The organism is Roseovarius indicus (assembly GCF_008728195.1).
Lineage (GTDB): Bacteria > Pseudomonadota > Alphaproteobacteria > Rhodobacterales > Rhodobacteraceae > Roseovarius > Roseovarius indicus.
The window spans coordinates 4301980-4320678 of record NZ_CP031598.1 but is presented as its reverse complement, the minus strand read 5'-3'; the positions used below and the strand labels follow the sequence as shown (position 1 = coordinate 4320678).

Genomic DNA, 18699 nt, shown 5'->3' with positions numbered 1-18699 from the left:
GAGCGTTACCGCTCGGCCTGTTCCAGTTGGGCCAGGAGGCGCTTGGCATAGGCGTGTTCCAGGGCGGGTGTGTAGCCAACCTCGCGGGTCTGGCGCAGCAGGGTCAGACCCTCTTCGGCACGGCCCAGGGCGATGTCGCGCAGGGCGGAATAGAATAGGGCCTCGGTCAGCAATTCCTTCCGGGAAAGGCCGATCTTCGACAGGGCGTGCCCGTCGAACGCAGCCGGGTCCTGCAGGACGGCGCGCAGGGTGTCGAGCGCGTAGCCATCGATCTCCTCTCCCAGCGCGGCTGCCAGAAGGACCTCGCGCCAGACGGCCTGGTCTTCCAGTTCCAGCCGTTTATCCCACGTTGCCGGGTCGATCCGCTGCCAGGCGCGCCGCAAGAGCGCGGGGGCGCCGGCCACGTCGCCACCCTGGGCGTGAAGCATCAGCGCCACGAGCTTTGCATATGGATGATCGACCCGGTCGGTGACGGTGCGGGCGACGGTCTGCCAGTCCTGGAAGCGGTAGAGCACCTGGGCCGAAGCGCGCCACAGCCAGGGCGCGGCGCAGGGCCCGGTATAGGCCTGCAGGCAGTCGGTGGTGCGGGGCAGGTCGATCATGTCGGCGAGATGGTCGTCGCCTGTCCCGGCCTCGATGGCCTGCGCCAGGCGGAGGGCATGAAGATTGGCAAGGTTGGTCGGGTCGACGGCGGCCACCTCGGCGGCGGCGATGGCATCCTCGATCAGGGCCTGTGCTGGCCCGGGGCCGTCTTCCTCGGCGATCACCTGAGTGAGGGCGGGAATGGCGGCGAAGCGGAAGGCCGGGTGATCCATCGCGCGGGTCAGGTGGCCCCGGGCGCTGGCCTCGCCCGAGGCCTGGGCCACCAATCCGCGCAGAAAGCTGACATATGCGGCGTACCAGTCGGCCCGTTGACCGGCATAGTCCGGCGCCGGGCCGCGCGCGGCCTGGAACAGGTCGAGCATGGCGGTCACGCGCTGGCGGTCGCCGGGGTCATGAGAGGCGGCAAGTGCCTCGGCCGCAAAGAGACCGATCTCGGGTTTTCCGGCCTGTTCCGCCAGCGCCATCACCCGGCGCATGCAGGGGCGGGCATCGATCCGGTCGTAGCAGTCGGCCGCCAGCGCCTGCCCCAGCGCATCTGTGCGGGCCGGGTCGTCCGTGCGACGGATACCTGACAGCAGGAACCGTTCGCCCACCGCCAGCGCGCCGGGGGTTTCAGAGAGTGGGTCATGCCGCTGCCAGATGGTCCTGCCAAGCCAGACCGCGTCTTCCGGCGTGAGGTCGTCATCGGGCCGGAGGGTCGCGGCGTAGGTGATCGCGCCGTCGAGCCAGTCGCGCGCGCCGACCTGATCCTGTGCGGCAAGGCGGCAGAGGCCGAAACGCGTGCTGTCTTCCCGGTCGAGTGCGGTGTCGAGCACAAGATCGAGTTGCTGAACGCCGAGGCGGCCGAGATCGGGGCTGGCGGATGACCGGCACGCATCGCGCAGGCGGGAGGCGAGCATTTGCGGGGCGGCGGCGGAATAGGCGGCGAGGAAGCTTTCCCGCGCGGCCCCGGCATCTTGCGCGATGGCGCGTTCAAAGGCGGTTCTGGCCGCCGACACGTCGTCTGCCAGCAGGCTCGCCACCCCGTCGGCTACCAATGTGCCGACATCGCCTTGCGGCGCGGCCGGCGGTTCCGGCATCGCCGCCCGGTCGGAGAGATCGCGCCAAAGGCCGAGATGGGCCTCGCCGTCGGATACGCCGTTCGCCGCAACCGAGAAGACCAGCGCGCCCAGAAGCCAGTCGAACCGTGGCAGATGGGCGGGCCCCGCCCCGTCGGGCCGGGCGCCGGAGGTTTCGTGCCGCACGAGACCGGCCACCAGTTGCATCAGGTCGGTATGGGCGAAGGTTTCCAGCGCCCAGCGTTTCCGGTCGGGCGCGGCGGTGTCGAGATAGCCCGCCATGTCATGGGGGAAGACGAAGCGCGCCGGGTCGGAGAGCACGCGGGTTTCGAGCGCGCGAAACACGGCGTCGATGACGCCGTCAGGGTCTTGCGCGTCGGGGGTCAGGGGCGCAGACCAGTCGCTGTCGAGGATTTCCACCGCCACGTCGCCCGGCCCCAGCCGGGTGTCGGAGCGGATGGCGATATCGAGCGTCACCAGCCCGGTCTGTCGCCTGAGCCGGTCGAGCGTGGCGTCGCGGGTATCGAGGAACGCCTCGGAGAGTTGTAGCGAGCGGTCGCGGTAGATGGCGCGGGCCACCGGGTTCCATGTCTCGAAGGGCTGGCTGATGTCGGGGGCTGGCAGAAGCAGGCGGACAGGCGCTGTCAGCGGATCGGTCGCTTCTCGTGCGGGATCGGTCAGCGCGGTGTCGGCCTCGGGGGTGCGCAGGCTTATGCGCTCGGTCCGATCCGGCGCGATGGACGCGGGTGCCGACGGGCGGCTGTAGGCCGATTGCGCGAAGCTGCCGGAGGCGAAGGGGTCGTTCTCCTCGCTGAGCGCCGCCACCTGGCGCGTGCGACGGATCGGACCGTGCATGTAAAGCCCGGCCTGCCACGCGGCGCCCTCATGGGCCGCGGCCATGTCGATCTCGGTCTCGCGTGGCCCGTAGCTTGCGATCAGGCCGAGGCTGAACAGGATGTCGTCAAGTGAATGGCCCGCGTCGAGCCACGCCATGAGGTCTTCGCGCACATGGGGCCCGCGAATGGCGAGGTATTCGTCGACGGTGATGTCATAGGCCTCGGGGAAGCGGCGGAAGAAATAGTCGACCGCTGCGGTGTCGAGCACGATCTGCGGCGCGTCGACGATCAGGTTGCCGAGGAGCAGGGTGAAATCTGCGCCCGGGGGAAGCACGCGGCTGCCTGCCTCGCGGTCGCGCCCGGCGTTCCAGATCGGCACGCTCCAGTCTGGCACGTAGTAATGGTCGGGCGAACCGGTGACCGCCTCGGCCGAGGCAAAACTGGCGCGGTTGGCCTCGAAGAACGCTTTCAGGTCGTCGCTGTCGAGTTTCGCCGCATCGAGGATGTGGCGGCCGTCGGTCTCGGGCAGCATGGCGTCGAACACCACGTCCCCCGCCCGTCGGATCACGACCCGGCGGGGCGGGAAAGCCGGGTTCTCGACCAGCTGAAGGAACCCTGGCACCGGCAGGCCCCAGTCGGCGGCGATCCGGTCGGCGCGCGGGCGCCAGAGGATCGGGAAGAGTTCGGCGTCGACGCCGCGCTCGGCCGAGTATTCCAGCTCGAAAAGGCTGTTTTCCGGCGCGTCGAGCGCCTCGAGCGCGAAATCGGCGATGGCATATTCGGGGTCGACCGTGGCCTTGGCGGAGCTCAGCACCCGCCGAAGGATGGCGAAGCGGTCGTCGCGGGTGCGGGCATAGGGGTCTTGCAGGATGAAGTAGGTGAAGCTCTCCAGCGTGCTGATGTCCTGCGCCTGCATCGCGGCCTCGACCCGCTCGGTAAAGCCGGCCTCGCGTTCGGCCACCATGCGACGCTCGGATTGCTGCCATGACCACACGCCAAGCCCGACGGCCGCCACGGCCACGCCGGCGGCGACGGAGGTGGTCAGGATGCCCCGCCGCCGGAGGGCGGCGCAGGCGGCGAGATAGGCGCGCTCGGTGGCGCCCAGCCTTTCACGGTAACGGGGGGCGGCCAGAAGGGCGCGGGCGTCGGCGAGGCGCTGGCCGCGATGGGTAAGAAGGCTGGCGTTGCGGTCCGACTGATCCCATGCGCGGGCGGCGTCGCTGATCCCGCGCAGGGTGCCGATGCGGGCGATCTCGGGCTCGAGCCAGGCTTGCATCCGGTCCCACTCGCGGAAGAGCGCCTCGTGCGCGACCTCGACCGTCGCCTCTACGCCCACGCCGCGGCGGACGACGAGGCGCCACGCCTCGAATTGCCGCAGAAGGGTTTGCTCGTCGGGGGTGAACTCGGCCCAGAAGGCGGTGCGCCGTGTGGCCTTGCCGTCGGCATCGACGTCCACGAGGGTCGGGATGAAACAGCCTTCGGCAAGCCTGGCGCGATCCCTGGGCTGGCCCGGTGGCGGGCCGGTGTCGTCGCCCGGGGCGAGCCCGGCCAGGGCCCGCTCGGCGGCGTCACGCAGAAGGCCGGACAGTCGGCCGAGGCGCTGGTAATCCTCCAGAAGCAGTTCCTTGTCGGCGCTGAACTGGTCCCAGAGCCGTTGCAGGGCAAAGGCCAGAAGCGGCAGGGCGTCGCGCTGGGGGGCGTCGTCCATCAGGGCGTCGACCAGCTCGGGGGCAAGGCGCACTCCGTAGCGGGCGGCGGGCTGTTCCATCACGTCGCTGAAGCGGAAGGGCGGCATCTGGCGCAGGTCGTAGCCGCGGGTCTTGAGCTGGCCGAAGCCGGGATGGGCCTGCAGATCGGGGAGGCGGTCGGCGCGGATGGTCATCACGGTCATCCAGCCGCGTCGGCCCTCGTTGGCGGCGGCGAGGTAGGCGATAAGGCCGGCCGTGGACGGGCTGTCGTCACGGAGCAGCTCCTCGACCTGATCGACGCTGATGAGGATGGTCGCGCCGGGCGAGCCGGCGGCGCCGCGCAGTTTCCCGGACAGGCGGTCGAGCACCTCGTCGAGCGCCGCGGCCCCGGCGGTTTCGCCCTGTGCCAGGGCGGACTCCAGCATTGCGCGGATGTCGCCCGGTGCCTCCACCGCGCCATGATCGGCCAGCGTTTGCGATATGGCCCGTGCAAAGCCGTCGAGCCCGTCGATGCCGGGGCGGAAGGCGCGAAGGGGCAGCCAGGAGCGTGGCTCGCGCCTCAGCCGGGGCAGGATACCGGCTTTGAGGAACGACGACTTGCCCGCGCCCGAGACGCCGAGAATGGCCAGCGGCCGCCGGTCGGCATTGGCGCGCATCGAACGGAGTTCCTCGATTGCCTCGGCAATCTCGCGCGAGCGGCCGTAGAAGATGGCCGCGTCGGCATCCCGGTCACCGAAGGAGACGAGGCCGGGAAAGGGCGTGGGGCGCGCGGCAGGGTCGATGGAAAACGCCGTGGGGTCGAGGCCGATCTCGGATTGGGCCCCGAAGGCCCGCAGGCTGCGCGCCAGCAGGTCGGCGGTGTCGGGATCACGCGCGAGGTCGACCGTGCCGTCGGGGCCAATCGCCCCACGCAAGTCAATCCCCTGCGTTTCCGCCAGCACCCGGCCCAAACGGCGGGCGGGCTCTCCGCTGCCGGGGGCGTCGATATCGACGAAGAACAGCGGCAGGATGCTCTTGCCCATGTACCAGGCGGCTTGGAACTCGTTGAAGCAGTCGGAGGAATTGAGCCAGTTTTCGGTCAGCACGCAGATCACGACCCGGCAGGCCGCGGCCTGATCGCGCAGGCGGTCTGTCCAGTTGTCGCCGCCGAGAATGTCGAGATGGTCGACGAAGGTGTCGCGAAAGCCGTTCTCGTGCAGCCACCGCAAAAGGTCGCCGGTCAGGGCGTCGTCCTTGGTTGCGTGGCTCAGGAACACAGTCGCCATGTCGCGCGCGACCCCCCTCTTTTTCAAAGACAGCCACAGCCGCGGCCCGGTTTCAAGTCTTACGTGGGGCGGGCGGGATTCCGTCGGAACGAAAAGAAGGCCCGCCTTTTTGGCGGGCCTTTTCGTTTGGGGTTTGGGTGAGTTCAGTAGCACTGCCATACGGTGACCCAGTTGCCCCAGTAGTCGTAGACGGTGATCCATTCACAGTAGTAGGCGGTGTCGATGGCGGCCTCTTCGGCGAGGGATTGCGAGGCGGCGGGAGGGGTGAGGCTGGAGGTGTCGATGTCGAAGCTGTCGGAGATGGCGGCGTTTGCGGTTGCTGCGACGGTTGCGAAGAGGGCGGCGGTGATGATGGTCTTGAACATTGTCTTGGTCCTTTCGGTGTGGTGTTGTGTGTGTGGCGGTGTTGCCGTGTCTTGATGGTGTATATATGACACCAAGTATTAGTGTTGTAAAGACACTTAATGGCTGATTGCGGTATATTTCGCGTAAGCCATTGGAATCCAACGATTCAAATTTGGATGTTGGCCGGGGATAGCGACACGAACCAGCGAGACGCCCCCGGACTCATGGACACGACCCAGGCCGAGTCGGTCGGGTTTCCACGAACGGCAGGGCAATTCGCCTTCGGAGTGCTGGTATCCACGGCCAACACCCGACGCGGCCAGCACAGGGCTCTGTGAGGCCTCCGCTATTCCCCAAAGCGATCCCCGCACGAAAAAAGGCCCGCCGATTGGCGGGCCAGGTGCTCTGGGAGGAGGGAGGGAGGTTCAGGGGCGAAAGATCAGTAGCACTGCCACAGGGTGACCCAGTTGCCGTAGTAGTCGTAGACGGTGACCCATTCGCAGTAATAGGCGGTGTCGATGGCGGCCTCTTCGGTGACGGTTTGCGATGCGGCCGGGGGGTGAGGCTGGAGGTGTCGATGTCGAAGCTGTCGGAGATGGCGGCGTTTGCGGTGGCTGCGACGGTTGCGAAGAGGGCGGCGGTGATGATGGTCTTGAACATTGTTTCGATCCTTTGTGTGTGGTGTTGTGTGTTTGGCGGTGTTGCCGTGTTTCGATGGTGTAGTTATGACACCAACAATAAGTGTTGTAAATACACTTAATGGCATTTGCCCGCCAGATCCCCGCAAAGCATTGGTTTCGAAAGATTCTTTTTTGGATTTCTTTGTGGGAAGACCCTGCAAAAGACGGAAATGCGCGCCAACAGCTCTGCCTTCTACCTGTGCGAGTCGCCTGGGACGTGACCCGCGTCGTGTGATCGCCCCGGGCTGCGCCGGGCAGGGCGATTACGGTCTCGCACGGGTGGGGTGCGCCCCTTTGTCGAGGCGCGGGCGGGGCGGTCTGCCCTGGTGCGTCCGGGCGGGCACAAGTGTTTCCTAGGGCTCACGTGCCTTGGCAAAGGGTTCAGCACCTAGCGGTAGCCACAGGTTGTGGGTTCCGTGCAGCTTCGGATCACATTCTGAAAAAACCTTCTTTGTGAAGGGTTTCCAAGGTGATTCGGATTTGCTAGCGTTCGGCCAAATAAAAAAGAAACAGAGGCAGGACGACAGGTAATGGGAACGGGCTATCGTGGCGCGTTCGTCATTTCATGGTCGCAGACGGAAGTAGACGGCTTGACCGGTGCTCCGGTGGAATCCCTGGCCGTTGGCACGACCTGGTCGTGGCACGGGGATATCGTGCGGATTGACGGGCCAAGCGGTGTGCTGCGGCTGGAAGGGGCGAACGGAAACGGGACAAGCCGCCGGTGCGCGGCGAAGCTTGTCAGGCGGCTGGTATCGGCGGCCAAGACGAATACGCGAAACATCGAAGAGGTGGAGCCGTCCGAGCCGCTGGCCGATATCGGTTTCGTGGTGACCGACGGGCTGAAGGCGTACAACGTCACGGTCGTGCCCGTGGGCGCCGGCGCGCCGCCGTTGCTGATGTTCGTGGATGACATTCCGCCGAAACTGCGGGAAATGTGGGTCGTGCATCACTCGCTCGACACGTTGGCGCAGAACGCCACCGGGCCGGAAACCGGCGGGGTCATCTGTTTCACCCCGGGCACGCGGATCGAGACGCCGGAGGGGCCGAGGCTGGTCGAGGAGTTTCGCGAGGGCGATTACGTTCAGACCAAGGATAACGGCGCGCAGCCGGTTCAGTGGATCGGCCGGCGCCGGATGACCGGCGCGCGGCTGTTCGCGATGCCGCATTTGCGGCCGGTGCGGATCAGGGCCGGGGGGCTGGGTATCCATCAGCCCGACCAGGAATTGCTGGTCTCGCCCGAGCACCGAATGCTGGTGAAGGGACCAGTGGCGCGGGCGCTGTTCAACACGCCCGAGGTGCTGGTGTCGGCCAAGGACCTCGTGAACAATGGCTCGATCACCTTCGACATGGGCCTGCGCGAGGTGACATACATCCATCTGCTTCTGCCGCGCCACCAGGTGCTGTGGGCCAACGGGGTGGAGACGGAGAGCTTTCACCCGGCCTCGGCCGCACTGTCGACGCTGGATGCCGGGGACAGGGTGCGGCTTCTGGAGATCAACCCGAGCCTAGAACACGAGCCGAGGGCGTATGGCGGTTTCGCGCGGCGGAACCTGAACACGTCGGAGGCGGCGATCCTGATGCACGAGGCGGCTTGAGGGGATATGGCGTTGGGGGCGTTGCCCCCTATGCCGATACGCGGAGTATTTCCGGCAACATGCAGGAGGGGCGTCGGAATGGGCGCCCAATGCTGTTGACACCGCCCTGCGCGCCTGTATAAGCGCGCTTTCATTGGTGTTGGTGGCCCCCGCGAGGGGATTCCTGTCACCCCGGCCAAATCCGGGGAGAGGACAACGCCCTTCGAAACCCTGAACGAAGGAGATCAGCCGTGACAAAACGCACGTCTGCCAAGTACAAAATCGACCGCCGGATGGGCGAAAACATCTGGGGCCGTCCGAAATCCCCCGTCAACCGCCGCGAATTCGGCCCGGGCCAGCACGGCCAGCGCCGCAAGGGCAAGATGTCCGACTTCGGCCTGCAGCTGCGCGCCAAGCAGAAGCTGAAAGGCTATTACGGCGACCTGACCGAGAAACAGTTCCGCCGCATCTTTGCCGAGGCCGAGCGTGTGCGCGGCGACACCGGTGAGAACCTCATCGGCCTGCTCGAGCGCCGCCTCGACGCCGTTGTGTATCGCGCCAAGTTCGTGCCGACCATGTTCGCCGCCCGCCAGTTCGTGAACCACGGCCACGTGCGTGTGAACGGCCAGAAGGTCAACATCCCCTCCTACCGCGTGAAGGAAGGCGACGTCATCGAGGTTCGCAACCGGTCGAAGCAACTGGCCGTTCTGCTGGAAGCCGTGCAACTGGCCGAGCGTGACGTGCCCGATTACATCGATGCCGACCACACCAAGATGACCGCGAAGTTCGTTCGCACCCCGGGCCTGGGCGACGTGCCCTACCCGGTGATGATGGAACCGAACCTCGTCATCGAATTCTACGCGCAGAACTAAGGCGTTTCTGCAACAGCACAGGGGCCGCGACGGGGGACCGCCGCGGCCTTTTTGTTTGTTCTGGCCAAGGCGATTTCCCGCCGATACAAGGCCCGGAAGGAGCAAGCTCATGACGAAAATCAAGCCGCAGCCGGGTATTCTGGATATCTCGCCCTACGTGGGCGGCTCGTCGAAGGTCGACGGGGTCGAGAACGTGGTCAAGCTGAGCTCGAACGAGAACCCGTTCGGGCCAAGCGAAGCCGCGAAGGAGGCCTTTCGGAAGGCCGGGTTCGACCTGCACCGCTATCCTTCGACCGGGCATGAAAAGCTGCGCGCGGCGATCGGCGAGGTGCACGGGCTCGACCCGGAGCGGGTGATCTGCGGGGTCGGCAGTGACGAGATCCTGAGCCTGTTGTGCCAGGCCTATGCCGGGCCCGGTGACGAGGTGATCCATACCGAGCACGGGTTCGCGATCTACAAGATCAGCGCGCAGGCCAACGGGGCGACGCCCGTGGAGGTGCGTGAGCGTGAGCGGGTGACGGATGTCGACGCGATCCTCGCCGCCTGCACCAAGCAGACCAAGCTGGTCTTCATCGCCAACCCCAACAACCCCACCGGCACGATGATCGGCGAGGCCGAGCTGGGCCGGCTGGCCGAGAAGCTGCCCAAGCAGGTATTGCTGGTCGTCGACGGGGCATATGCCGAGTATGTCGAGAATTACGACGGCGGTGCCGCGCTGGTCGATATGCGCGACAACGTGGTGATGACGCGGACATTCTCGAAACTGTATGGGCTGGGCGGGCTGCGCGTGGGCTGGGGCTATGGCCCGGCGCATGTGATCGACGTGCTGAACCGTATCCGGGGGCCGTTCAACCTGTCGACCGCCGCGCTGGTGACGGCCGAAGCCGCGGTGCGCGACATCGAATGGGCCGCGAAATGCCGGGCCGACAACACCCGCCTGCGGGCGTGGCTGGCCGAGGCGCTGGCCGAGAAGGGGGTGCCGTCGGACACCTCGACCGCGAACTTCATCCTCGCCCGTTTTGCCAGCCAGGACGAGGCCGAGGCCTGTGACGAGTATCTCAAGTCGGAGGGTCTGATCGTGCGGCGGGTGGCCGGGTACAACCTGCCGCATTGCCTGCGGATCACCATTGGCGACGAGCCGTCCTGCCGGCGGGTGGCGCATGCGATCGGCCAGTTCAAGGAGGGGGCGCGATGAGCCAGGTCTATGACCGGGTCGCGCTGATCGGACTGGGGCTGATCGCCTCGTCGATGTTCTGGGCGATCAAGCGTGCAGGGCTGGCGGGCGAAGTGACGGGCTTTGCCCGCTCGGCCGAGACACGCGAGACGGCGCGGGAAATCGGCCTGTGCGACAGGGTGTGCGACAGCGCTGCCGAGGCCGTGGAAGGGGCCGACCTCGTCGTACTTTGCGTGCCGGTTGGCGCGATGGGGGCCGTGGCCGCCGAGATCGCGCCGGTGCTGAAGCCCGGCGCGACGGTGAGCGACGTGGGGTCGGTCAAGAAGGACGTGATCGATGCCGTCGCACCGCACCTGCCCGACGGCGTGCATTTCGTGCCGGCGCATCCGCTGGCGGGCACCGAGCATTCCGGGCCGCGTTCTGGCTTTGCCGAGCTTTTCGAGAACCGCTTTACCCTGATCGTGCCGGTCGAAGGCACCGACCGCGAGGCCGTGGAGCGGCTGGAGCAGTTCTGGCAGGGGATGGGCGCCAAGACCGAGGAGATGGATGCCGAACACCATGACCTCGTGCTGGCCGTCACCTCCCACGCGCCGCACCTGATTGCCTACACGATGGTGGGCGTGGCCGACGACCTGCGTCGGGTAACCGACAGCGAGGTGATCCGCTATTCCGCCGCGGGCTTCCGCGATTTCACGCGCATTGCCGCGAGCGACCCGACCATGTGGCGCGACGTCTTCCTGCATAACAAGGAAGCGACGCTGGAGATCCTCGGGCGGTTCACCGAAGAGCTTTTCGCCCTGCAACGGGCCATTCGCACGGGTGACGGCGATCATCTTTTCGACTATTTCACTCGTACCCGGGCCATTCGGCGTGGTATCATCGAGGCCGGGCAAGACACCGATGCACCAGACTTCGGACGAGTGAAAAGAGGCTGAGGGCAATGCGTTTCATTTGGGCTATCCCGTTGATCCTGATGGGATGTGGGATGTTTGGCGGACGCGACGACGTGGAGGTTTCAAGCCGCGGGTCGGTTTGCGGGCAGGCTTCGATCAAGGGAGTCGTGGTCGGCGAGGTCGACGGGGCGAGCAAGGTCTGCGGCATTGCCAACGCGGTCAGGGTCAGCAGGATCGGCGGGGTTTCGCTAAGCCAGCCGGCGCTGATGGAATGCAACACCGCGCGGGTTCTGAACGTCTGGGTCAAGCGCGAGATGGACCAGGTGATCGGCATCATGGGCGGCGGTGTGGAAGAGTTGCACGTGGCCGCGCATTACGCCTGCCGGACGCGGAACAGCCGGCCCGGCGCGAAGATTTCGGAACATGCCAAGGGCCGGGCGATCGACATCGCCGCATTCCGGCTGCGCGATGGCAGCGAGATTTCTGTGCTGCGGGATTGGGACAACGGCCGCAAGGGGCGCGTCCTGCGGCGGTTGCACAAGTCGGCCTGCGGGCCCTTCGGCACGGTGCTGGGGCCGGAGTCGGACCGCCACCACCAGGATCATTTTCATTTCGACACGGCGAGCTATCGCTCGGGCGCCTACTGCCGCTGAGGCAGGGTAGGCTGCGGCCCGGGCCGGGCCGCAGCGGGAGCGTTCACTCGGAATGCGTGCCGTGGGCGTCGTCGCCGGTGCGCTCCTCGACCATGAAGACGATGTCGATCTCACCGGCCTTTTCGAAAACCAGGGTGAGGGGGATCTCTTCGCCGACCTCGAACGGGTCGCTGAGGCCCATGAACATGACGTGATAGCCGCCCGGGGCCAATTCGACGACATTGCCGGCAGGCAGGTCGAGCTTTTCGATATGGCGCATGCGGGCGATGCCGTCTTCCTCGTAGGATTCGTGGACCTCGACCTTGGGGAAATCGCCGCGCACGTCGATCAGGGCGTCGTCGGTCTCGCCGTCATTGGCGATGGTGACGTAACCGCCGCCCGATTTCGCCGTGGCGGCGGTGGCGAAGACCCTGGGGTGGATGATCTGAAGATCGCCCAGCGTGTAGTCATGGGCGGCGGCGAAGGTGGGGAGGGTCAGCGCGAGAGCGGCTGCAAGAAGGGATTTCATCGGAATTTTCTCCAAGTCTGATGGCCGCGGGGGTTATGCGGCCGGAATTGCATTCGGGGTTCTCTGGCGTCAGATGGCCGGAGGCGCCCTGGGCAGGGACGGGGAGAAAAGGGCCTCCGGGCTTTCGGAAGACCGGGCCGCCACTGGCGGCGGCGCCGGAGCAAGCGGTTGGGCAGCAGGCATCGGAACCGCGGGTGATGCGGTGTCGGCCGCGTGGACCAGCGCGCAGATATCGGGGCTTTCCGAGACCTCGACCGGGGTGCCGTCGGCGTCGAAGCGCAGGGTGCGCAGGCCGTCGCCGGTGCAGATGACCATGATCCGGTCGCCGGTCAGGCCGAGCGCGGCAGCCGGCCCCGCGCCCTGAGGCGCGAGGATGCCGAGCGTCACGACGAGCGCGACAAGGGTTCGGACGATCCAGCCTGTCATGGCCGAATGACTAATACCGTTGCGCGTGGGACGACAAGTTCAAATGCACCGCCTGCGGCTATCTGAGGCGCAGCACGGGGGCGTCGCCCAGCGGCACGGGGCCGAGGCGGACCTTGCCGTTCCTGAAGTTGAGCGGAATATCCAGCGTCTTGGGGTTGCCCGACATTTGCGAGATCAGGCCGAGCCCGTCTTCCAGCGTGCCGGCGAAGGCGTCGGGCAGGGTGCCCGAGGCCACGGCCATCCTCAGGATATCACGCCAGTTGCGGGCCTTCACGGTCACCTCGCCCTCGGGGTAGCCCTGTGCGTCGACCGTGACCTCGCCGGCCGCCTGGAGTTCGAGCTCGCCCCAGCGGGCCTGGGCGAGGCGAAGCTCGATACGGCGGGGTTGGGGGCGGGCCTCTTCGATGGCGGAACGGTCCCACGGCTTGTCGAACTCGACGGTGACGTCGGCCTCGAAGGCGTCGAACCGTTCCGGCAGCTTGCCCGCCGGGTCGAGCCGGACGCGCCATTCCAGCGCCGGGGAGAGGCCATCGGCGGCGAGGCCCAGCCGGTAGGTCGCGGGATGGGCCGGCAGCCGCTCGGCCGCGAGGCGCAGGGCCTCGGCGCGGGTGGTCTGATCTTCGGAAACGGGGGTGACCGCCAGCTCCTCGGCCGTGAGCGTCGTGCGTTCGAGCGGCAGGTCGAGATCGGCGCCGACCACGACGCTGGCGCGCATGTCGCTGCTTGTGACCTGGTATTTCTCGCGCGGGGTGGCGACGAGCTGTTCGTCGGGCCAGACGGCGATGACGTGGTTCGGCTTGTAGCTGAGCGCGAGGATCTGGAAGAACGGCGCTTCCCAGGCCAGCCCGGTGTCGGGGTCGGCCAGCGTGATGTCGGTGAAGGTGGTGTCGAAGCGGTTGGGGTACCCCACGGTTTCCAGCGTGCCGGTTTCGGCCGCCCAGCCCTCGGCCCTGCGCGCCTCGAGCCAGGTCGAGAAACCTTCGCTGACGCCTGTCTTTCCTATGTACCAATACCCCGACCATGCCGCCGCCGCGATCACGATCAGGGTCAACAAAATACGCATCTGCCCGGTGCCTCTTTCATAGGGTCTTTCGATGGTGTTTAAGGCCTCGAAAGAGCGAGGAACAGCAAAATGACGATGTGGGTTTTCGGCTACGGCTCGTTGCTCTGGAACCCGGGGTTCAAGCCCCGCGAACAGGTGATCGCCACGCTGCCGGGCTATCACCGCAGCTTTTGCATGCGCAGTATTCACCACCGCGGGACGGACGAGAAGCCCGGGCTGGTTCTGGCGCTGGACGAGGCCGAGGGCGCGCATTGCACGGGCGTCGCCCTGTCGGTTCACGAGCCCGAAGAGGCGCAGGTGCTCGAGTATCTGCGCGAGCGTGAGCTGATCTCTTCGGCCTACGTGGAAAAGGTGCTGCCGCTGGCGCTGAGCGATGGCCGAAAGGTCGAGGCGGTGACCTATGTCATCGACGCGGAGCACGTTCAGTATTGCGGGGGCATGCCGCTGGAAGAGCAGGCGCAGATGATCGCGCATGCGGTTGGCGGGCGGGGCCCGAATACCGAGTATCTCTACAACACCACCAGCCATTTGCGGGAGCTCGGGCTGGAGGACGAAGACCTTGAGTGGCTGGCGCAACGGGTGCGCCAGATCGTGGGATAAAGCCTTGGCTTGACACGATATAAAGCGTAGGGTGGCGCCAAGAACCGTCAGAGCCGGGAGCCGTCCATATGGACCAGCCGGACCGTGAGGTCGAGCCGCAGTTTTCACAGCCTGTCCGTCAGATCACGCTGATGCTGATCGTGCTCGGGCTGACCGGGTTCGGGGCCTTCGTGGCCCTGCCCAGAGTCATGCCCGTCTTCGAGGCGAACCTCTACCTGAACGGCTTCATCCTGTTCGTCTTCGTGATCGGCGTGGTGTCGTGTTTCTGGCAGGTGTTCCAGCTGATCACCTCGGTGCGGTGGATCGAGGACTACGCGCAGGATCACCATGTCAGCGATACCGCCGGCGCGCCGCGGCTGCTGGCGCCGCTGGCGACGCTGATGCGGCAGCGCCGGGGCAAGCGGATGCAGATCGCCTCGACCTCTGCGCGGTCGATCCTCGACTCGGTCGCGCAGCGGATCGACGAGGCGCGGGAGATCACGCGCTACATCGTCAACTTGCTGATTTTCCTTGGCCTTCTGGGTACGTTCTATGGGCTTGCCACGACCGTGCCGGCGGTGGTCGACACCATCCGCAGCCTTGCCCCGCAGGAGGGCGAGGGCGGCGTCGAAGTGTTCAACCGGCTGATGACCGGGCTCGAGGCGCAGTTGGGTGGGATGGGCGTGGCCTTTGCCTCGTCGCTGCTTGGCCTTGCGGGCTCGCTGGTGGTGGGCTTGCTGGAGCTGTTCGCCGGCCACGGCCAGAACCGGTTCTATCGCGAGCTGGAAGAGTGGATGTCGTCGATCACCCGCATGGGATTTGCTGCTGGTGACGGGGAGGGCGGCGGCGATCACGGTGCCATGGCCGGGTTCCTCGAACATATGTCCGAGCAGATGGATGCGATGCAGCAGATGGTCAGCCAGTCGGATGTCAGCCGGGCGATGGTCGACGAAAAGCTGGGCGTTCTGGCGGATTCGATCGAACGGCTGACCCACCGGATGAGCGAGGCGAATCCGGTCAACACCGCGCTGATGCAGGTGGCCAACGGGCAGGAACGCCTGATTTCTACGCTGGAGGCGCGCAACGAGTCGCTTGGCGAGACGGGGCTCGATGCCGAAAGCCGGATGCGCCTGCGGTCGATCGACGTGCAGATGCTGCGTATTCTCGAAGAGATCAGCGCGGGCCGGCAGGAGACGATGACCGAGATCCGCACCGACCTTGCGGCGCTGACCAAGATCTTCAACCAGTTGCGCAACGCCGAAAGCGGGCGAACGCGGGCGGCGCTTCGGGTGCGGCCCGAGGCCGACAAGACGGAGCGGGAGGGCTAGGTCATGGCCCTGTCGCGGCGCACCGGACAACGCTTTCAGTCTTCGATCTGGCCGGGTTTCGTGGATGCGATGACCGGCCTTCTGCTGGTGCTGATGTTCGTGCTGACGATCTTCATGGTCGTGCAGTTCGTGCTGCGCGAGACGATCAGCGGGCAGGCCAGCAAGCTGGATGAGCTGTCGGCCGAGGTGGCAGCGCTGTCACGGGCGCTGGGGTTGGAGCAGGACCGGAATGCCACGCTGAGCGAGCGGGTGGGTGAGCTGACCAGCACGCTGACGGATGCCCGCCAGCAGCAGGAGCAGCAGACAGCCCTGATCGACAGCCTGCGGCAGGAGCGCGAGGCGCAGGACGAGGCCTTGGCCGCCGCGCAGTCGCGGATCGCCAGTTTCGAGGAGCAGGTGGCGAGCCTGCTGTCGGACCGCGAGACCAATCTCGGCACCATCGCCGATCTGCAGGACCGACAGGAGGAACTGCTGTCGGAGCAGGAACAGCTGAACCTCGCGCTGGCCAACATGCGCGAGGAGATCGACGCCCAGACCGAGGAAGCCCGCCTTGCCGCCGCGCGGCGCGAGGCGCTGGAGGCCCTGATCGCCGACCTGCGCCGCCGTTACGCCGACGGGCAGGAGGAGATTGCCACCCTCTCTGGTCAGGTCGAAACACTGGAAGAGGAGTTGAGCGAGGAAGAGAAGCTGCGGCTGGCAGAGGCCGCCGCGGCCGAGGCCCTGCGTGACAAGCTTGAGAATGCCGAGGCCGAACTTACCTCGATGACGCTGGCGCTGGAAGAGGAGCGGCGGAAGGCCGAAGAAACGCTGACATTGCTGGCCGCCGCCGAGAGTGCGGAGGAGGATCTGGATATCCAGCTTGCCGCCGCGTTGCTGGCGCAGGACCAGATCAGCGAGGAACTGACCACCGCGCAACTGGCCATCGACGAGAAGGATGCCCGGATCGAAGAGTTGCAGGGGCAGCTTTCCGACGCCGAGGGTGACGCCGTGGCGCGGGCCAGCACGCTTGATGAGATGGAGGCGCAGCTGGCGGCCGCGCTGGCCGATGCCGAGGCCAAGGGCAAGACGCTGGAGGAATTGCGGCTGGAGCTGAGCGAGGCCCAGAGCCTTGCAGAGGGCCGGGCGGAAGAGACGCGGACGCTGGAAGAGCGCATCGCCTCGGCCGAGGTTGCGCTGGCCGCGGCGCAGGCCGATGCCGAGACGGCGCAGGCCGACCTGACGGCCGAAAAGGCCGAGCTGGAAGACGAGATCACCGCGTTGCAGGCCGATCTGTCGGACCTGCGCGCCGAGCGTGCCGCGCTTGAACAGCGGGCCGAGACGGCCGAGGCCGACCTGGAGGAACAGCAGCAGGTTCTGGTGTCGACAAGGGGCCGGCTGGAGGAGCGACTGGCGGCGCTGGAGGTTCAACTGGCGGAGGCACAGAGCGCGGCCGCTTCGATCGAGGGCGAGGCGGGAGATTTGCAGAGCCAGCTGGCCGATGCCAAGGCCGAGGCGGCGGCACTGGCCCGCGAGAAGGATGACCTTGCCGTGCAGCTTTCACAGGCGCGGGCCGTGGGGCAGGCGCTTCAGGACGAGACCGTGTCGCTGAAGTCGCAACTGGCCGAGGCGCAGGCGGCGGGGGAAGACGCGGACAGCGAGACCGAAGAGCTTCGGGCGCAACTTTCGCAGTTGCAATCGGACAGCGCGGCGGCGATCGGCGAGGCCGACGACCTGAAGGCGCAACTGGCGCAAGCGCAGGCCTCGGGCGAGGCGCTGGAAGCGCGGCAGGTCGAGCTTGAAACCCAGTTGTCGCAGGCCGAAGCTTCGGCGGATGCCCTGGCGCAGGAGAAAGCCGACCTCGAGAACCGCCTGTCACAGGCGCGGCAGGCGCAGTCGGAGGCCGGCACGGCAAATGCCGACCTGGAACAGCGGCTGGCCCGGCTGGAAAGCCAGTTGGCCGCGCTTCGGGATGAGCGCGAAAGCCTTGCGGGCGAGGCCAAGAGCCTTGAAGAGAAGCTGGCCGAGGCGCTGGCCGCGAAGACCGCGGCCGAGAACGACGCGGTCGACAATGCCGACCTGATTGCCGAGTTGCAGGCGCGGCTCGACCGGACCGAGGATGCGTTGCAGAAGGTCCGGCGCCGGCTGGCCGAGGTGCTGGCGGCGAACGATGCCGCCGAGGCCGAGGCGGTGAGTGCCGAGGACGTGCGCAAGCAGCTGGCCGCCGCCATCGCTGCTAAGCTGGCCGCCGAGAAACAGGCCGCCGCGAGTGACGAGGAGGTCGAGGATATCCGCGATCAGCTGGCGCAGGCCCTGGCCGCGAAGCTGGCCGCCGAGCGGGATGCGGAGGCCGAGATCAGCAAGGCCGAGGAGCGCCAGATCCTGCTGGAAGAGGCGCGGCGCAAGCTGGCCGAGGCGCAGGAGGCGCGCGACAAGCAGGCCGACCTGGCCTCGGAGGCGCAGAAACAGCAGGAGTTGCTCAACCGGCAGGTGGCCTCGTTGCGCCAGCAGCTGGGCGAGTTGCGGGCGCTGCTGGACGACGCCAAGGCGCGTGAGGCTGCGGCGAACGTGCAGATCGAGTCGCTGGGGCAGGACCTGAACGTTGCGCTGGCACGGGCCGCCGCGGAGGAGCGGCGCCGCCGGCAGCTGGAAGAGGAAAAGGCCAAACGGCTGGAGGAAGAGCGGAACGCGCTGCAGGCGCAGAACGAGGATCTCGAGAAGTACCGCTCGGATTTCTTCGGGCGTTTGCGTGACGTGCTGGGAGACCAGGAAGGCGTGCGGATCGTCGGCGACCGGTTCGTGTTCTCGTCGGAGGTGCTGTTTGCACCTGCCGAGGCCGAGCTTGAAGAGGCCGGCAAGGCCGAGATCGCGAAGGTGGTCAACATCCTGCGGGGCGTGGCGGACGAGATTCCGCAAGGCATCGACTGGGTGTTGCAGGTCGACGGGCACACGGATGACAAGCCGATCCGCAACAGCCGCAACTTCGCCGACAACTGGGAGCTTAGCCAGGCGCGGGCGTTGTCGGTGGTGCGCTACATGATCGACGACCTGGGGATGGATCCGGAGCGCCTGTCGGCAAACGGCTTCGGGGAATACCAGCCGGTGAACACCGCCGACACCGACGAGGCGCGGGCGCAGAACCGTCGGATCGAGTTGAAAATTACCGAGAAATAGGGCG

General features: G+C 66.8%; 14 protein-coding genes. 8 read left to right on the top strand and 6 right to left on the bottom strand.

Annotated features, from left to right (window positions below):
* Positions 1–5: 5 nt before the first annotated feature.
* The 3 genes from RIdsm_RS20900 to RIdsm_RS30410 all read right to left on the bottom strand — a co-directional run bounded on the left by RIdsm_RS20900 (position 6) and on the right by RIdsm_RS30410 (position 6561).
* Positions 6–5450: a toll/interleukin-1 receptor domain-containing protein gene (locus tag RIdsm_RS20900; RefSeq protein WP_057818472.1), complete on the bottom strand. Its 5445-nt coding sequence runs from the start codon at positions 5448–5450 to the stop codon at positions 6–8.
* Between the two features lie 143 nt (positions 5451–5593).
* Complete coding sequence (locus tag RIdsm_RS20895) at positions 5594–5815, bottom strand: hypothetical protein (RefSeq protein ID WP_074940253.1); 222 nt, start codon at positions 5813–5815, stop codon at positions 5594–5596.
* A 419-nt stretch (positions 5816–6234) separates the two neighbouring features.
* The gene (locus RIdsm_RS30410; RefSeq protein WP_217625275.1) at positions 6235–6561 is read right to left on the bottom strand and encodes a hypothetical protein; all 327 of its coding nucleotides are present in this window, start codon (positions 6559–6561) and stop codon (positions 6235–6237) included.
* Between the two features lie 444 nt (positions 6562–7005).
* On the opposite strand from RIdsm_RS30410, the gene RIdsm_RS20890 reads away from it, so the two are divergent.
* From RIdsm_RS20890 to RIdsm_RS20870, 5 genes are all read left to right on the top strand, one after another.
* Entirely contained in the window at positions 7006–8070 is a 1065-nt protein-coding gene (locus tag RIdsm_RS20890) for a Hint domain-containing protein (RefSeq protein ID WP_057817658.1), read from the top strand.
* Positions 8071–8300: 230 nt separating this feature from the next.
* Positions 8301–8921, top strand: coding sequence for a 30S ribosomal protein S4 (rpsD, locus tag RIdsm_RS20885; protein WP_057817660.1), 621 nt, complete (start codon positions 8301–8303; stop codon positions 8919–8921).
* Positions 8922–9030: 109 nt separating this feature from the next.
* Positions 9031–10116 (top strand): histidinol-phosphate transaminase, encoded by a 1086-nt coding sequence (hisC, locus tag RIdsm_RS20880; RefSeq protein WP_057817662.1) that lies wholly within the window; start codon positions 9031–9033, stop codon positions 10114–10116.
* Entirely contained in the window at positions 10113–11030 is a 918-nt protein-coding gene (locus RIdsm_RS20875) for a prephenate/arogenate dehydrogenase family protein (RefSeq protein ID WP_057817663.1), read from the top strand. The genes hisC and RIdsm_RS20875 overlap by 4 nt, the downstream gene beginning before the upstream one ends.
* A 50-nt stretch (positions 11031–11080) precedes the next feature.
* The gene (locus RIdsm_RS20870; protein WP_236553348.1) at positions 11081–11641 is read left to right on the top strand and encodes an extensin-like domain-containing protein; all 561 of its coding nucleotides are present in this window, start codon (positions 11081–11083) and stop codon (positions 11639–11641) included.
* A 43-nt stretch (positions 11642–11684) separates the two neighbouring features.
* Here RIdsm_RS20870 and RIdsm_RS20865 read toward each other — a convergent pair whose 3' ends face one another.
* The 3 genes from RIdsm_RS20865 to RIdsm_RS20855 all read right to left on the bottom strand — a co-directional run bounded on the left by RIdsm_RS20865 (position 11685) and on the right by RIdsm_RS20855 (position 13638).
* On the bottom strand, positions 11685–12149 hold the full coding sequence (locus tag RIdsm_RS20865) for a copper chaperone PCu(A)C (protein WP_057817667.1): 465 nt from the start codon (positions 12147–12149) through the stop codon (positions 11685–11687).
* 69 nt (positions 12150–12218) lie between these two features.
* Positions 12219–12575: a hypothetical protein gene (locus RIdsm_RS20860; protein ID WP_057817669.1), complete on the bottom strand. Its 357-nt coding sequence runs from the start codon at positions 12573–12575 to the stop codon at positions 12219–12221.
* A 58-nt stretch (positions 12576–12633) separates the two neighbouring features.
* Positions 12634–13638 carry a DUF2125 domain-containing protein gene (locus tag RIdsm_RS20855; RefSeq protein WP_057817671.1) on the bottom strand — a complete coding sequence of 335 codons (1005 nt, stop codon included), beginning with the start codon at positions 13636–13638 and terminating at the stop codon, positions 12634–12636.
* A gap of 69 nt (positions 13639–13707) precedes the next feature.
* On the opposite strand from RIdsm_RS20855, the gene RIdsm_RS20850 reads away from it, so the two are divergent.
* The 3 genes from RIdsm_RS20850 (at position 13708) to RIdsm_RS20840 (ending at position 18695) form a co-directional block, all read left to right on the top strand.
* Complete coding sequence (locus RIdsm_RS20850; protein ID WP_057817673.1) at positions 13708–14238, top strand: gamma-glutamylcyclotransferase; 531 nt, start codon at positions 13708–13710, stop codon at positions 14236–14238.
* A 68-nt stretch (positions 14239–14306) separates the two neighbouring features.
* Positions 14307–15545, top strand: coding sequence for a hypothetical protein (locus tag RIdsm_RS20845; protein ID WP_057817674.1), 1239 nt, complete (start codon positions 14307–14309; stop codon positions 15543–15545).
* A gap of 3 nt (positions 15546–15548) precedes the next feature.
* Positions 15549–18695: a peptidoglycan -binding protein gene (locus RIdsm_RS20840; RefSeq protein ID WP_057817676.1), complete on the top strand. Its 3147-nt coding sequence runs from the start codon at positions 15549–15551 to the stop codon at positions 18693–18695.
* Positions 18696–18699 lie beyond the last annotated feature (4 nt).

Bases quoted from the DNA above. Each gene is read 5' to 3' on its own strand.
- RIdsm_RS20865 (WP_057817667.1), bottom strand. From the start codon at position 12,149: ATGAAATCCCTTCTTGCAGCCGCTCTCGCGCTGACCCTCCCCACCTTC.
- RIdsm_RS20875 (WP_057817663.1), top strand. From the start codon at position 10,113: ATGAGCCAGGTCTATGACCGGGTCGCGCTGATCGGACTGGGGCTGATC.
- RIdsm_RS20850 (WP_057817673.1), top strand. From the start codon at position 13,708: ATGACGATGTGGGTTTTCGGCTACGGCTCGTTGCTCTGGAACCCGGGG.
- RIdsm_RS20900 (WP_057818472.1), bottom strand. From the start codon at position 5,450: ATGGCGACTGTGTTCCTGAGCCACGCAACCAAGGACGACGCCCTGACC.
- RIdsm_RS20895 (WP_074940253.1), bottom strand. From the start codon at position 5,815: ATGTTCAAGACCATCATCACCGCCGCCCTCTTCGCAACCGTCGCAGCA.
- RIdsm_RS20890 (WP_057817658.1), top strand. From the start codon at position 7,006: ATGGGAACGGGCTATCGTGGCGCGTTCGTCATTTCATGGTCGCAGACG.
- RIdsm_RS30410 (WP_217625275.1), bottom strand. From the start codon at position 6,561: ATGCCATTAAGTGTATTTACAACACTTATTGTTGGTGTCATAACTACA.
- hisC (WP_057817662.1), top strand. From the start codon at position 9,031: ATGACGAAAATCAAGCCGCAGCCGGGTATTCTGGATATCTCGCCCTAC.
- RIdsm_RS20870 (WP_236553348.1), top strand. From the start codon at position 11,081: ATGTTTGGCGGACGCGACGACGTGGAGGTTTCAAGCCGCGGGTCGGTT.
- RIdsm_RS20840 (WP_057817676.1), top strand. From the start codon at position 15,549: ATGGCCCTGTCGCGGCGCACCGGACAACGCTTTCAGTCTTCGATCTGG.
- RIdsm_RS20860 (WP_057817669.1), bottom strand. From the start codon at position 12,575: ATGACAGGCTGGATCGTCCGAACCCTTGTCGCGCTCGTCGTGACGCTC.
- RIdsm_RS20845 (WP_057817674.1), top strand. From the start codon at position 14,307: ATGGACCAGCCGGACCGTGAGGTCGAGCCGCAGTTTTCACAGCCTGTC.
- RIdsm_RS20855 (WP_057817671.1), bottom strand. From the start codon at position 13,638: ATGCGTATTTTGTTGACCCTGATCGTGATCGCGGCGGCGGCATGGTCG.